The 14027-nt window shown below is 65.1% G+C and carries 13 protein-coding genes and 1 pseudogene; 5 read left to right on the forward strand and 9 right to left on the reverse strand.

Annotation, left to right across the window (positions count from 1 at the left end):
• Window positions 1-72: 72 nt before the first annotated feature.
• Window positions 73-1020: a LysR family transcriptional regulator gene (locus H7J06_RS30920; protein WP_264043631.1), complete on the reverse strand. Its 948-nt coding sequence runs from the start codon at window positions 1018-1020 to the stop codon at window positions 73-75.
• 495 nt (window positions 1021-1515) lie between these two features.
• Here H7J06_RS30920 and H7J06_RS30925 point away from each other — a divergent pair, with 495 nt between their 5' ends.
• A complete protein-coding gene (locus H7J06_RS30925) occupies window positions 1516-2292 on the forward strand; it encodes an inositol monophosphatase family protein (protein ID WP_264043633.1) in 777 nt (258 codons plus the stop codon).
• The gene (locus H7J06_RS30930; RefSeq protein ID WP_264043635.1) at window positions 2289-2777 is read left to right on the forward strand and encodes a nuclear transport factor 2 family protein; all 489 of its coding nucleotides are present in this window, start codon (window positions 2289-2291) and stop codon (window positions 2775-2777) included. The genes H7J06_RS30925 and H7J06_RS30930 overlap by 4 nt, the downstream gene beginning before the upstream one ends.
• A 36-nt stretch (window positions 2778-2813) precedes the next feature.
• Here H7J06_RS30930 and H7J06_RS30935 read toward each other — a convergent pair whose 3' ends face one another.
• Window positions 2814-3749: an AraC family transcriptional regulator gene (locus H7J06_RS30935; protein WP_264043637.1), complete on the reverse strand. Its 936-nt coding sequence runs from the start codon at window positions 3747-3749 to the stop codon at window positions 2814-2816.
• 135 nt (window positions 3750-3884) lie between these two features.
• Here H7J06_RS30935 and H7J06_RS30940 point away from each other — a divergent pair, with 135 nt between their 5' ends.
• From H7J06_RS30940 to H7J06_RS30950, 3 genes are read left to right on the forward strand one after another with little or no spacing between them, the layout of a single operon-like run.
• The gene (locus H7J06_RS30940) at window positions 3885-4202 is read left to right on the forward strand and encodes a putative quinol monooxygenase (protein WP_264043639.1); all 318 of its coding nucleotides are present in this window, start codon (window positions 3885-3887) and stop codon (window positions 4200-4202) included.
• Between the two features lie 22 nt (window positions 4203-4224).
• On the forward strand, window positions 4225-4560 hold the full coding sequence (locus tag H7J06_RS30945) for a nuclear transport factor 2 family protein (protein ID WP_264043640.1): 336 nt from the start codon (window positions 4225-4227) through the stop codon (window positions 4558-4560).
• 20 nt (window positions 4561-4580) lie between these two features.
• Window positions 4581-5468 carry a TIGR03620 family F420-dependent LLM class oxidoreductase gene (locus H7J06_RS30950; protein ID WP_264043641.1) on the forward strand — a complete coding sequence of 296 codons (888 nt, stop codon included), beginning with the start codon at window positions 4581-4583 and terminating at the stop codon, window positions 5466-5468.
• A 226-nt stretch (window positions 5469-5694) separates the two neighbouring features.
• On the opposite strand, the gene H7J06_RS30955 is transcribed toward H7J06_RS30950, so the two are convergent.
• The 7 genes and pseudogenes from H7J06_RS30955 to H7J06_RS30985 form a co-directional block, all read right to left on the reverse strand.
• The gene (locus tag H7J06_RS30955; RefSeq protein ID WP_264043643.1) at window positions 5695-7965 is read right to left on the reverse strand and encodes an ATP-dependent DNA ligase; all 2271 of its coding nucleotides are present in this window, start codon (window positions 7963-7965) and stop codon (window positions 5695-5697) included.
• 48 nt (window positions 7966-8013) lie between these two features.
• Window positions 8014-8270: pseudogene (locus tag H7J06_RS30960) on the reverse strand (hypothetical protein); the annotation flags it as partial.
• A 140-nt stretch (window positions 8271-8410) separates the two neighbouring features.
• Window positions 8411-9676, reverse strand: coding sequence for a DUF4032 domain-containing protein (locus H7J06_RS30965; protein ID WP_264043645.1), 1266 nt, complete (start codon window positions 9674-9676; stop codon window positions 8411-8413).
• Complete coding sequence (locus H7J06_RS30970; RefSeq protein ID WP_264043647.1) at window positions 9676-10764, reverse strand: ABC transporter ATP-binding protein; 1089 nt, start codon at window positions 10762-10764, stop codon at window positions 9676-9678. Before H7J06_RS30970 ends, H7J06_RS30965 begins: the two co-directional genes overlap by 1 nt.
• 14 nt (window positions 10765-10778) lie before the next feature.
• A complete protein-coding gene (locus H7J06_RS30975; RefSeq protein WP_264043649.1) occupies window positions 10779-11648 on the reverse strand; it encodes a carbohydrate ABC transporter permease in 870 nt (289 codons plus the stop codon).
• Window position 11649: 1 nt separating this feature from the next.
• Window positions 11650-12624, reverse strand: a complete 975-nt coding sequence (locus H7J06_RS30980) for a carbohydrate ABC transporter permease (protein ID WP_264043651.1) — start codon at window positions 12622-12624, stop codon at window positions 11650-11652.
• Entirely contained in the window at window positions 12624-13997 is a 1374-nt protein-coding gene (locus tag H7J06_RS30985) for an ABC transporter substrate-binding protein (protein WP_264043653.1), read from the reverse strand. The genes H7J06_RS30980 and H7J06_RS30985 overlap by 1 nt, the downstream gene beginning before the upstream one ends.
• Window positions 13998-14027: the final 30 nt, after the last annotated feature.

Raw genomic sequence — 14027 nt, forward strand, 5'->3', positions numbered from 1 at the left:
AGTGAGTTTCGCTCGAGCGTCACCGCGCCACAATTGCCTCTTTCGGATAACACCAATCCACCGGCGGATTGGCTAGTCTGCCAGCAGCATTCCCGGTACGCGCGAAGATGCATTGCCAACGTCTCTGGCTCGATTGCCGGCTCCTCGCCGCCGCACACTCTCCAACGCCGACCTGACATTTTGCGTGTTGCGCAGGCGTCGCGGGAAAACGGCGTGGACGGAGGAAGCGGCTGGCGTCCAGCCGGCTATGTCGATCGAGACCAAGCGGTCATCCGTCAACGCTTCTGGCAGGAACCCGACACCTCGCCCTCGGCTGACGGCATCTACGACAACCCAGGGATCATTCGATGCCGCTGCGAGCCTGGTCGGGGTTACCCGACGTTCTTCACCGTCCCGGGATACGAAGCACCAGTTGGTGATTGGCAGTACTGTCGCGCACACATGCTCGAGCAACTGCTCGGGATCCGTGAGGCGCCCAAGCTCAGGCCGTTGGCGAAGCAAGTCATCGGAAACGACGAGACGGAATGGGACGTCATACAGTTTGACGGAAGCGAGGCTCTGCTGCTTGGGAGGTCCGAGTTGGATGGCCAGATCGATACCGTCAGCGACCAAATTGGCATCATTGCCATTCACCGTGAGGTTGAGCTGGATATCGGGCCGCTCCGAACCGAAGTCCGACACCCAGGCACGAAACTGGTCGGGGCAGATGTAAGGCGAGACCGCTATCGACAGTGAACCGCTCGCGCCTGACGACGCGGTAGCGATGTCGTCGAGTGCAGCCCTGATCTGCGCGACCGGCCGAGCACACGCTTCGACCAAGCGCTGTCCTTCGGACGTCACACTGAGCGACCGCGTCGATCTCCGGAGCAACGACGTGCCGACCTGGTTCTCCAATGCCGCCACCCGCCGGCTTACCGAGCTCTGCGGCATCCCGAGCCGTCGCGCGGCTCCAACGAAACTCTCGCATTCCGCTACCGCCAGAAAGATCGCGACGTCGTCCAGCGCTACAGCTTCTGTCATATACGTGCCTTCGTTCAGGTGTTGCGGCCCATGGGCGATGCGCCTCTGCGACGGTTGTCGCCGGCCCGTACCGCGTCCAGCGCATCACGACCTGCCTGAGGGCCGCTCTCCACTGTCCCATGCCAACGCTCGAGCCCGCATCCACGGCGATCGTCCCGTCCAGCCAAGGCTGAATAGTCTGGCGGCGGGGCACAGCCACCAATCCGCGCACATGGTGCCGACCACGACGCCACTGCAACGATTCCCACACATCTGGCGGAAATGCAGTGTTCGAAGTGTGCGGTACTCGTTCGCGTCGGTCGGCATGCCGGAACCCTGACCATCGGGCCTCCGTAGTCGACGAGATCATCGAGAGTCTCGTATCGCCATGTATCCGGTCTGAACAACCATGTCCTCCTCGTAGTGGGTTAGCTTTGTCAGGAGTTCGGCCGTCGCGTCGAACGTGGCACATCCACGCCATCCAGGACCAGGCCCGTCAGAAGCTGGGAGAGAAGTATGCCGACCGACGAGTTGCTCGCACCGATGACCCAGGCTGTCGAATCGGTGGCGGCCACGCTGCTTCGCGCGGTGCTCCCGCCCCCATCCCGCACGTGGGCAGAATTCTCCGCGGCCTTCGATGGCATCGATTGCCCCGCAACGGATCAGCTACGCACCATGCTCGATTCGGCCGTGCCGGGTGTGGCTTGGTTGGGTGACCCCGCGGCCGCCGATGCCGAAGGATGGTTCGCCGACGTGACCGACGGTGCCGTCCAATATTTACAGGGGCTTCCGCATTGGTGCGTCACGCTGTCCTACGTCCGTGGCGGTCGCGCCGAGGCGACCGTCATCCACAGCGCCACCCGCGCCGAGACCTATGTGGCGACCCGCGGCGGCGGTGCCCGGCTCAACGGCCAGTCGATCCAGCCGTCGCAGAAATCCGACCTCGGGGTGTGCATCGCGGCCACCAATCAGCCACCGTTCATCAATCGTCAGCCCGCGGCGATCACCGAGGCCGCCCGCTCGCTGGCCAAGATGTTGCCGATCGTGGGAGCAGTCCGCAACTTCGGTCCGACGTCGTTGCAGATCGCCGACACTGCAGCGGGCCGGGTCGACATCTTCTGGGAGTACGGACGCGACGAGGAGAATCTCTTGGGGGCAGAGCTGATTGCCCAGGAGGCGGGCCTGGCCGTCAGCGACGCCCACGGTGAGGCGTGGACCGCCAACTCCGCCAGTTTCCTAGCAGTCCCAAAGCCGTTGCGCGACGACGTCATCACAGCGCTGGCCGCCGCATGACTTCTCAGCCGCCACTTACGGCTCGCGACGAGGCCCTCGACATGCCGTCCCGCTGGGTCCACGCGCTCGACCACCGGCGCTGGCCTGAACTGCGCGCCTTGATGACCGAGGACTTCAGTTATCGATACGCCGACGGGGCACACCCCGAGCAGACCTGGTTCAGCGGGGCCGAGGAGTCTGTCCGCCGGCTACAAGACATCGCCGACGGCGTCCTTGCGGTGCAGCACTATCTGGCCAATCCCCTAGTCGCGATCGCCGAGGACACCGCCTCGGTATCGGTATATGACCTGGCGTTCATCGCGCCGCGCGGCATCGCCGAGGGAGAACTGGTGCGGACCGTGGGTGGCGTCTGGACCTTCGGCTTGCGACGAGTGCAGGACCGTTGGCTCATCGAGTCGCTGCTGTCCGAGCAAGCCATTCAGAGCCCTTGGATCAATGATTTGAGCAGCTATCCGCCCCGGGGGCCGCACACGGGCGAGGAGTGAGCGCGCGCACGATTCCCGGCGACGTGTGTGAACTGTTCACCGTCGTCGACGGGCGGTGGCTTCCCGCCGGAAGGCTCCCGGGGAGCATCCCACCTCACGCTTGAATGCCTTGCTGAAGGCGAACTCTGACCTGTATGCGGTCCGCGACGCGACGGCCGACAGCGGCATGTCGGACTCGCTGAGATGTTGCTTGGCCAAGTTCATGCGCCACCACGTCAGGTACGCCATCGGAGGCTGCCCGACGGCGGCGGTGAAGCGTCGCGCGAATGTCGCGCGGGACAGGCCCGACGCTCGGGCCAGTGTGCTGACGGTCCAGTCGATCTCCGGTGTGTTCTGCATGTTGTGCAGCGCCGTGCTCAACGCCGGGTCTCGGATCGCCGCCGCCCACCCCATGCCGGGGTCGGCGGCGTCGAAGGCTGCCCGGATGACATAGGTCAGCAGCAGATCCAACAGTGCGGGCATCGCGGCCGACGACCCCGGTTCATGGTTGTCATGCTCTGCGCCAAGGAGATTGACGATGTCGAGGATGGGGTCGTCGGCCTGTGTTCGATTCGGCAATACGATGACCTCGGGCAGGCTCTCGATGAGGGGGTGCATGCGCTGACGTTGAAGGTAGTAACTGCCCCCCATGAGCACCGTGAGCGGCAAGGTCGGCGAGGCCTCGGCGTCGGCGTGGTCGGGGAACCAGAAGTCATTCTCATCGGGTGGAACATCGCGCAGCGGACTGAGGGGCGAGTCGGAGACCCCGTGGGCGATCGTTCGCGAGATGAACGCGACATCACCGGCCTCGAGTTGGACGGGGTCGCGGCCGTCAGGACGCAGCCAACAGTTGCCCTGCAGCACGACGTGGATGTTGAAGCCCGCCCCGCGGGAGGGATCCCAGCGCAACCCCCAGTTCCCGTAGAGGTACGCCCGTGCGGATCGGGGCTGGCCGATGCGAAGAGCCCTGATCGCATCGCCGACGAGATCCACGTTGGCGATTCTAGCCCCGTAGATGAGCGGAATGGACATCTAGCGGCGACTCTGAGACATGGATCGTCTCACCCCATCGCCATAGCGTCGAAGTATCCGTTCACGACCGCAAACCATCGAGAAAGGGCTCCCGTCATGAGCACAGTTGTCATCACCGAACTGCTCGCCGAACCGGGTCGCGGAACCGACGTTGCAGATCTGCTACTCGATCTCCTCGGAGAGACTCTCAAGCACGACGGATGCGAGAACATCCGCGTGATCAGAGACCAGGACGATCCTGATCACGTCGCCGGACTCACCCAGTGGACCGAACGACACCACTACACCGACTATCTGCAATGGCGGACCGAGACCGGCTACACGGACACCTTCGAATCAATGCTCACCCAGCCGTTGGTCCTGCACTACTACGACGAGCTTCACTCCAGCGACGGCGCGGCTCGAGCAGCCTGATCCAGACGAAAGGGGAGAACCCATGACTACCACCACATCTGCGCCCGTCGATTCCTTCTTCCGCGCGACCAACGCGCATGACTCGGCAGCATTGCTCGCCACCTTCGCCCAGGACGCCGTGCTTTACAACGCCGACGAAGGCACCTACCGCGGACATCAGGACATCAAGGTCTGGGACGACAAGGAATTCGTCGGAGCGCAGTGCACTGTCGCGGTCCAGGACACGATCACCACCGGAAAGGGCGAGATCATCGTTACCGGTGACACGCGGGGCACCTTCCCCGGCGGGCAGATCATTCTCTACTTCCTCTTCACCGTGGAAGACGACCTGATCACCGCCCTCACAATTCACCACTGACCACCTCCGGGAGATTACTCGTGTACGAGCAGTACGGCACCTACGGCGCCTGGTTGAATCCGTCCCTCGGCGATGCCGACCGCATCGACTGCGCACCCGAACTGGAAGACCTTGGCTTTCAAACCATCTGGATGGGCATCGGGCCAGATCCCGTCGGCGAGATGAAGCTCGTGGAACAGACGTTGGCGGAGACGCGCACTGCCACCGTTGCCACCGCCATCATCAACATGTGGCAGGACACACCCGAAAGCGTTGCGCACCAATACCACCGGATAGTCGATCGATTCGGGCCGCGGCTACTGCTCGGCCTGGGACTGGGACATCCCGAAAGCCGATCCTCCTATGACCGGCCCTATCACCGGATGGTCAGCTACCTCGACGCGTTGCGCAGCAGTGAGGTGCCTGACGAAGCCGTGGTGATCGGCGCTCTCGGGCCCAAGACGCTGCGGTTGGCCGGTGAACGCACCCTCGGCGCCCATCCCTACTTGACGGTCCCTGAACACACGCGCTACGCGCGAGAGGTCATGGGCGCCAACGCCTTCCTAGCGCCCGAACACAAAGTGGTCCTCACCGAAGACCCCGCAGAGGCTCGCACCATCGGGCGTCCCGCAGTGCAGTTCCCCTACCTTGGGCTGCGGAACTACACCAGCAATCTCGTCCGGCACGGCTTCACAGACCGCGACGTCGCGGGCTCGGGCAGCGATCGCCTGATCGACGCCCTCGTTCTTCGCGGATCCCCGCACGCCATCTATCGGCGGCTCGACGAACACCTCGACAACGGTGCCAACCACGTCGGCATTCAAGTACTCACCGCCAAATCCGACCGATCACCCATGCCCGCATACAGGGCGTTGGCGCCCAATCGACCGCCCCGCGGCGAGGTTCACCATCGCGCCGCCGACAAGTGAGACCTCGGGAGCGGTGACCCACACGTTGGTGTTCTCAGACGGAGTCGACGGCGGCGACCCGTTTCGGTCCGGACCGGTAAACGCCCCGTCAAGGGGCGTCACGTCGGCAGCCAAGACCAGGCGCGCAGAACCGGGTAGGTCGCTCATCACCCGTCCGTTGTCAGATCTCGACCTGCCGATTGAACCCTCCCGCTTCTACCGTGCGAAGTGATCGGCCTGCGACTATCTACTGCAGCGATTCCCACACCACCTCGTCCGGACTCTTGTCCGGCCGCAGGCCGCGCCAGCTGGGTTGCCGGAGTCGACCGTCAGACGTGCGCTCGCTGTACCGCACCTCCCCCACCAGCGTGGGTTCGACGAACGTCACGCCCTTGGCATCTGGACCGGAAAGCGTTGCGGTGAACGGTGATTCGTCGGTGTGTAGCGGAGCCAGCATCTCCTTGAGCGTCGCCAGGTCCTTGTCGGTGAACCCGGTGCCGACCCGGCCGGCGAAGACCAGGCCGTCCTCCTCGGGCACACCGATCATCAGCGCGCCGATCCCGCTGGTGCGGCCGCCCTCGCCCGCTCTCCAGCCGCCGATCACCACCTCCTGGGTCAGCCACAGCTTGTCCTTGATCCACGACTGCGACCGCCTGCCGGGCTGATACGTGGAGTCCCGCTTCTTCGCGATGACGCCCTCCCAGCGCTTGGCACGCGCGTGCTCGAGCGCCTCTGGTCCGTCACCGCTCAGCTGTTCGGGCACGATGAGTCCGCCGCCCTTGGCCAGGGTCTCGAGCAGCTTGCGCCGGTCGGAGTACTTGGCGCGCAACAGCGATCGGCCGTCGAGTTGCAGAATGTCGAAGGCCCAGAACTCGATTCGCGTCGAGCGGGCTCGGTTTTGCATCAGACCAAAGTTGGGCACCCCGGCCTCGTCGAGCGCGACGACCTCGCCGTCCAGGATGACGTGGTGCTCGGCCAGGTCGGCCGCCAGCGCCTTGAGTTGCGGATATTCACCGGTGACGTCGCGACCGCTGCGCGAGTGCAGCCGCAGCGCGCCGTGGTCGGCGTCGACCAGCAGTCGGTACCCGTCCCACTTGCCCTCGAACGCCCACACCACCTTCGTCAGCCTCGACACCGAACCGTGCGTGGCGAGCATGGGTTTGACGTCCTCGGGTGTCGGCTCGGGCTGCTCCTTCATCCGGTGCGCCAGCCAGTTCTTGCCGCCGGTCTGGATCAGCGCGTATCGCCCCGAGACCTTGCCGCCGTGCAGCGTGACGATGACCTCGCCGCCCTTGTCGGGTCCGTCCGGTGGGTTGTCCCGGAACTTCTCGGCCTCGTAGGTACCGGAGTCCCAGACGATGACCTCGCCACCGCCGTACTCGCCCTTGGGAATCGAGCCCTCGAAGGTGGCGTACTCCAGCGGATGATCCTCGGTGTGCACCGCCAGATGGTTGACCGAGGTCTTCTCGGGCAGGTTCTTGGGCACCGCCCAGGACACCAGCACCCCGTTGCGTTCGAGCCGAAAGTCGTAGTGCAACCGTCGCGCGTGATGCTCCTGGATCACGAACGTGTCGTCGTTGCCGACCGTCGGCGACGTCTGCGGCACCGGTTCTCGGGTCTTGCCCGCGTCGCGCATGCTGCGGTAGGTCGTCAGCTTGTCGGCCAGCGGAACCAGGTCGTCCAGCGGTTCGAGCAGATCGCCTTGGGCGGCAACGCGTTCCAGGACCTCTTCGAAGCGCAGGTGCCGCAGGTCGGGATCGTCGATCTCGTCCCACGTGCGCGGCGCGGCGACGGTGGGCTCGTCCCTGCCCCGCATCGAGTACGGCGCGATCGTGGTCTTGGCGGCGCTGTTCTGGCTCCAGTCGACGAACACCTTGCCGGTGCGCAAGCTCTTGGTCATCGTCGCGGTGACCTGCTTGGGCATGGTCTTCTCGAGCTGCTGGGCTATTCGCTTGGCCAGTACCGACGCGCCGGAGCTGCTGATCGGTTCCTGCAGTGGGACGTAGAGGTGCAGGCCCTTGCTGCCGCTGGTCAACGGGAAGGTGGTCAGGCCGATGTCGGTGATCAGTCCCCTTACCTCGCGCGCGACGTCGCACAGTTGGCGAAAGGTGACGTCCTCGCCGGGGTCGAGGTCGAAGACGATCCGCGTCGCCGGACCGGGCTGCGTTCCCACGAACCTCCACTGCGGCACGTGCACCTCCAGGGAGGCCTGCTGCGCGAGCCAGGCCAGCCCCTCGCGGGTGTCGACGATCGGGTAGGTGGTGCTGCCCGACTTGTGGACGACGGTGCCGCGCTCGAGCCACTCCGGGGCCGACGACGCCAGCTGCTTTTCGAAGAATTCCAACTCCCCCACGCCGTTGGGCCAGCGCTTGCGCGTGACGGGCCGACCCGCGATGTGCGGCACCATGACGTCGGCGATCGCGACGTAGTACTCGAAGATCTCCGCCTTCGTCGTGCCCGTGGCCGGATACAGCACCTTGTCGGGGTTGGTCAGCTTCACCCGCCCGCAGCGCTCCATCACGTGACCGTATTACCCGCGACTGCCCGCGGGTGAACTTCCGCCCGGCTATGCCACGTTGGGTTCCGGGCCGCCGGGCCGACGGTCGTCCGCGGTGCTCGGGAACTCGAGGGCGTCCTCCTCCGGTGGCCGATGCAGCCGCTCCGGGCGGTGATGGTCGTCGACCCGCGCCTGGCCGGTGTCCAAGGCTGGCGGTGGCAGCCCGGTTTGGTGCAGCCGCCGTCGCGGGCGATCAGCATGATCCGTTGAGCGGTCGTGGCGACACGACGGGCCCGGAACAGGTTCAGGGCTGAGCCGGTGAGGCCCACGGCGTGGGCGATCTACGAGGCGATCTTCGCCAAGTGGGCAGAACCAGGAATGTGCAACCCGGATGACGAACATCCCTGTCTGACAGGCACTCCGACGCAGCAACGAATCGACGGCGATCGTAAGAAGACGTTGAGAACTAGTCGTCCATCTCCAGCACCGCAAACGGCGCCGTCGGCACCTCGGCGACGGACATCTTCGCCGCGGAATCGGTGGGGATGACGTCACCGGCCAACGCCGCGAGCGCCTTGTTGGTGCCGACGTCGCGACCCGCCCTCTCGCTCAACAACCACCGCACCTCGAGCAGGTCGCAGTACGCCTGGATCGCGGTACCGCGATGGCCGACGACCTCGTGCGCCAACTGCTCGTACGGAGTCAGGATCTCGATCACCCAGAGGCGCGCGGCCGTCGTCTCGTCCACGTCGTGACCCGCCTCCCGGGCCAACTGCGCCTGGTATGCGTGCAGGTCGCCCAGCAGGATCGCCGCCTGGCCCTCGCCGACGTCCAGACCGGTGAGCTCCCGAAGGTGCTGAGCGTGATACCTCCGGTCGCCGACCGCCACGCGCACCCGCATGCGGCTCGGGTCCGATTCGTCTGGCTGCAAGGACAATTCGTCGACGGCGAAGCCGAGGTCGTTGAGACGGCGGATCGTGCCCTCGACGCGGTACCGGTCGGCGAAGCCGAACACCGGTTCGGCGTGCAGCAGGTCCCACAGCGTGTCGTACCGCACCTGGACCTGTTCGGCCTCCGCGATCAGCGTCTGATGCATCTCCTCGGGAAGTCCCAACCGCTCGGCCAGGTCGACGAGACCCTCCGCCACGTTCTCCACCAGGATCTCGAGATCGTGCCGACGCTGGCCACGGCTCAACCGCGGGTGCACCTCGGAGGTCTCGGCGTCGACCAGCCACGCCTGGAGGAGCTGGCCGTCGCGCGAGAACAACGTGTTCGCCAACGAGCAGTCACCCCAGAACACCCCGTGCCGGTGCAGTTCGACGAGCAACCCCGCCATTGCGTCCAGAAGCCGGGCCCGGTGCCTCGGCTGGTCCGGCGGCAACCGCATGAACAGTCGGCGGTACTGCCAGGACCCTTCGAGATACCGGGTCACCAGGATGGCGGTCTCGAACTCCGGCTGCAGCACCAGCCCCGCCGGATGCACTGCGGGCAGGCCCATCTCCTCGAGCCGACGCAGGACGTCGTACTCCTTGATCGCGATCCGCGGCGGCATGTCCTTGACCGCCCAGAGTTGGCCGTCGGCGTCGACGAACTTCACCAGGTGGCGACTCATCCCCACTGCGATGTCGCGCAGCGGCACCTCGGGCACCACCCACTCCGAAAGTGGCCTGTCCCAGGGCAGCCCGAGAAGATCCGGGGTTGGTGCGCGGAGCCGCAACTCCGGCGCGCGCATCAGTTCAGACGTTCGCCCGAGGTCGGGTGGAACAGGTGAACTGCTCCCTCCGGATGCCTGCGCAGCCGCACCGTGTCGGCCAACCGCGGTGCCGTGCGCGGATTGCACCGCGCGACCAACTCGACACCGTCGCTGCCCGAACCGGCATGCGCGTAGATGTACGCCTCGGCGCCCAGGTCCTCGACCAGGTCGACGACCACCTCGACGCCACCGGTGTCGGTGACCTCGAGCTGCTCGGGCCGAACGCCGACGGTGACCTCCGAAAGGCCTGCCGCACTGATCTTCGCCAGGTCGTCGCGCTCCAGCTCGAACGTCGAATCACCGAGCTTCACCCCGTCGGACGTGACGGAGGCGGAGAACAGATTCATCGCGGGCGAGCCGATGAAGCCCGCGACGAAGGCGTTCGCCGGACGATCGTAAAGCTCGTTGGGAGAGGCGAATTGCTGCAACTTGCCAAAGCGAAGCACGGCCACCCGGTCACCCATCGTCATCGCCTCGACCTGATCGTGCGTGACGTAGACGGTCGTGGTGCCGAGTCGGCGTTGCAGCGCCGCGATCTGCGTACGGGTCTGCACCCGCAACTTGGCGTCGAGGTTGGACAGGGGCTCGTCCATGCAGAACACCTGCGGCTCGCGCACGATGGCGCGGCCCATCGCGACGCGCTGACGCTGACCACCGGACAGTTTGGCGGGCTTGCGATCCAGGTGCTCGGTCAGGTCGAGGACCTTGGCGGCCTCCTCGACCTTCTTGCGCCGCTCCTCGGCCGAGACGCCACGAAGCTTGAGCGCGAAGCCCATGTTCTCGGCGACGGTCTTGTTGGGGTAGAGCGCGTAGTTCTGGAACACCATCGCGATGTCGCGGTCCTTGGACGGCACGCCCGTCATGTCCTTGCCACCGATCTCGATGCTGCCCTCGTCGATGTCCTCGAGCCCGGCGAGCATGCGCAGCGCGGTGCTCTTGCCGGAACCGGACGGCCCGACCAGGACGACGAACTCACCGTCCTGGATGTCGAGGTTGAGGTTGTCGACCGCGAGCTTGTCGGATCCCTCGTAGATGCAGGACGCGTTCTTGTAAGTGATTGCAGCCATTGTGTTTTACTCCTCTACTTGATGGCGCCGAAGGAAAGACCACGAACGAGCTTGTTTTGGGCGAACCAGCCGCACAGGATCACCGGCAGGGCGGCCATCGTGGCCGCGGCCGAGAGCACGGCCCAGTACTGACCCTCACCGGCGATGAAGCCGACGAGGTACACCGGCATGGTCTGAGCGTTCACGGCGGTGAGGTTCACCGCGAGGAAGAACTCGTTCCACGCGAAGATCACGCAGATGAGCGCCGTGGCCGCGATGCCCGGTGAGACCAGCGGCAGGATCACTTCGCGCACCGACCGCCACAGGCTGGCGCCGTCCAGGCTGGCGGCCTCCAAGAGTTCGCCGGGCACTTCGAGGAAGAACGACCGCATCATCCAGATGGCGATCGGGAGGTTCATCGAGGTGTACAGGACGACGAGCGCCCAAATGTTGTCCAGCAGACCGAGGTTGGACACGATCACGTACAGCGGCAGGATCGCCGCGACAACGGGCAGCATCTTGGTGCTCATGAAGAAGAACAGTGCGTCGGAGGTCTTGCGGACCGGGCGCAACGACAGCGCAAACGCAGCCGGAACACCCAGCAGCAGCACCAGGATGGTCGACATCGCCGTGGCGAACACGGAATTCAGCATCGCGGGCCCGATGCCCTGGTCGAAGACCGCCGAGTACTGGTCCAACGTCGGAACGAAGAACAACTTCGGCGGGTTGGTCGCGGCGTCGTTTTCCTGCTTGAACGACGTCAGCACCATCCAGAAGACCGGGAAGAAGAAGCCAAGCCCGACGAGCCAGGCGACGATTCCCCACGGGCTGAACTTCTTGGACTTCTTCTTGTGGACGGGCACGGCGTCGTCTGTGGCCGTTGCCCTTTCGGCTGTGGTCGTCATGTCAGGCCGCCTCTTCCTTGCCGGAGAATGATTTGAAGATCAACCGAAGCGCGAAGCTGGCGATGATCATGGTGAAGATGACGACCACCACGCCCATGGCCGCCGCCTGGCCCATGTCGAAGCCGAGGAACGCGCGCTGATAGATGTAGAAGGGGAGGTTCGCGCTGGCGACACCGGGTCCGCCCTGCGTCATCATGAAGATGGCGTCGAACGTGTTGACCAGGTAGATGGCACCGAGCACGACGCCCAATTCGATGAAGCGGCGAAGGTGCGGCAGCGTCAACTCCCGGAAGAGCTGGATCGCGGTGGCACCGTCGACCCGGCCCGCCTCGAGCTGGTCGCGGGGCATGGACGTCAGGCCGGCCAGGATCAGCAGCATCATGAACGGCGTCCACTGCCAGATCAATTCGACCATCACCATGGCCAGCGGGAACTGACCGATCCAGTCCACCGGCCCGATGCCCACCAGCGAGAGCACCCAGTTCAGGATGCCGTTGTTGGGGTCGAGGATCGTCGTCTTCCAGATCAGGGCCCCGGCGACGGGGGTGATGAGGAACGGCGTGATCAAGAGCGTGCGGACGACGCCGCGCCCCAGGAAGGCGCGATCGAGCAGCAACGCGATTCCCAGACCGAGCAGCGCCGAGATCAGCACCACGCCGACGATGAGGATGACGGTGTTGCCCGCCACCGACCAGAACTGGCTGTCCTGGACCACCGCGACGTAGTTGTTGATTCCGACGAATTGCCGTGAGCCCGGCCGGACCAGGTTCCAGGACAGCGTCGAGTAGTACAGCGTGAACAGGAACGGCACCTGCGTCACGGCGATCATGAAGATCAGCGCCGGCAGCAGTGGGCCGCGCCTGCGCCAGCCCTCGGCGCGGCTCACCCCGGTGTCCTGAGCCTCGCGAATCTTGCGGACCCGTTCGGCCACCGCCCCCTGACCGGCGTCTGACTCGGTTTCAGCAGTAAGAGTCATCACTTCTCCTGGTAGCTCTTGCCGACGACCTCGGCGTACTTCTGGGATTGCTCCATCGCCGCGTCGACGGACTGCTGTCCGGCGATCGCCGCGCTGATCTGCTGACTCACCCGAGTGCCCAGATCCTGGAACTCGGGGATCCCGACGAACTGCACACCCGTGTACGGAACCGGTTGCACCGTGGGCTTGTTCGGCGTCGCGTTGGTGATGGACTGCAGCGTCAACGGGCCGTACGACTTCGAGATCGCCTCATACTCAGGAAGATCGGTGTAGGTCGACGTCCGGCTGCCGGGTGGTACCCGGGCCCAGCCCAGCTTCTCCCCCACCAGCTTCATGTAGTCCTTGCTGGTCATCCACGAGATGAATTTCCACGCGCCGTCGGGGTTCTTGGCGGCCTTCGGGATACCCAGTGCCCAGGTGTAGAGCCACCCCGAGTTGGGCTTCTCCACGATCGGCGCGGGCAGGTAGCCGATCTTGCCCACCAGGTCGGGGTAGGTCTTGGGGTCCTCGAGCACCGAGACGGCCGACGTCGCGTCGTACCACATCGCCGTCTGGCCCTGACCGAAGAGGTTGGCGCACTCCTGGAAACCGGTTGAGGATGCGCCCAATTCGCCGGAAGCCTTGATGGTGTCGACGTAGAAGTTGACGGCCTTCTTGACCTCGGGGCTGTTGAGTTGCGCGTTCCAGTTCTCGTCGAACCACCGGCCGCCGAAGGTGTTGATGACCGTGTCCAGCGGCGCCAGCACCTCACCCCAGCCGGGCTTGCCACGAAGGCAGATACCCGCATCCGAGACCTGCTTGGCCTTGATGGTCTTGGCCCAGTCCGCAACTTCCTGCCACGTGGGCTGGTAGCTCGGGTCCTGGTTGACCGTGATGCCGGCCTTTTCGAACATGTCCTTGCGGTACATCAGGAACGAGGACTCGCCGTAGAACGGAACGGAGTACATCTTGCCCTCATACGACAGCGAGTCGCGCAGCGAGGGGATGAAGTCGGCCTCGTCGTACCCCGGCGTGTTCTTCGCGTAGTCCGACAGCGGCAGAAGCCAGCCGTCCTTGGCCCACTGCGGGGTCTCGAAGTTGCTGATCATCGCCACGTCGAACTGACTGCCGCCCATGGCGGTCGACATGGTGATCTTCGCGCGCGCCTGGTTCTCCGACAGCGAGATGAACTTCAACTTGATTCCGGGGTTCGCCTTTTCGAACTCCGGCGACAGCTTCTGCGCGTCGGTCATCTGCGAGTTGGACACCAGGGCGATGGTCACCTCGTTGTCCGACGCCCCCAGACTCCCCGCGCCCGAACAGCCCGCGGCCAACGTCAACCCCAGGGCCACCGTGCACACCGAGAGCTTTCGCAATGCTCGTGTTGCCTTCATCTTCACCTCACTCCTCGTCGACTACTACTG

Origin of the sequence: Mycolicibacterium hodleri (genome assembly GCF_025822245.1) — a bacterium.
GTDB classification, from domain to species: Bacteria; Actinomycetota; Actinomycetes; order Mycobacteriales; family Mycobacteriaceae; genus Mycobacterium; species Mycobacterium hodleri.

Coding starts and splice junctions, on each gene's coding strand:
- H7J06_RS30920 (WP_264043631.1), bottom strand. CDS start 1,020: ATGACAGAAGCTGTAGCGCTGGACGACGTCGCGATCTTTCTGGCGGTA.
- H7J06_RS30925 (WP_264043633.1), top strand. CDS start 1,516: ATGCCGACCGACGAGTTGCTCGCACCGATGACCCAGGCTGTCGAATCG.
- H7J06_RS30930 (WP_264043635.1), top strand. CDS start 2,289: ATGACTTCTCAGCCGCCACTTACGGCTCGCGACGAGGCCCTCGACATG.
- H7J06_RS30940 (WP_264043639.1), top strand. CDS start 3,885: ATGAGCACAGTTGTCATCACCGAACTGCTCGCCGAACCGGGTCGCGGA.
- H7J06_RS30945 (WP_264043640.1), top strand. CDS start 4,225: ATGACTACCACCACATCTGCGCCCGTCGATTCCTTCTTCCGCGCGACC.
- H7J06_RS30955 (WP_264043643.1), bottom strand. CDS start 7,965: ATGGAGCGCTGCGGGCGGGTGAAGCTGACCAACCCCGACAAGGTGCTG.
- H7J06_RS30965 (WP_264043645.1), bottom strand. CDS start 9,676: ATGCGCGCGCCGGAGTTGCGGCTCCGCGCACCAACCCCGGATCTTCTC.
- H7J06_RS30970 (WP_264043647.1), bottom strand. CDS start 10,764: ATGGCTGCAATCACTTACAAGAACGCGTCCTGCATCTACGAGGGATCC.
- H7J06_RS30975 (WP_264043649.1), bottom strand. CDS start 11,648: ATGACGACCACAGCCGAAAGGGCAACGGCCACAGACGACGCCGTGCCC.
- H7J06_RS30980 (WP_264043651.1), bottom strand. CDS start 12,624: ATGACTCTTACTGCTGAAACCGAGTCAGACGCCGGTCAGGGGGCGGTG.
- H7J06_RS30985 (WP_264043653.1), bottom strand. CDS start 13,997: ATGAAGGCAACACGAGCATTGCGAAAGCTCTCGGTGTGCACGGTGGCC.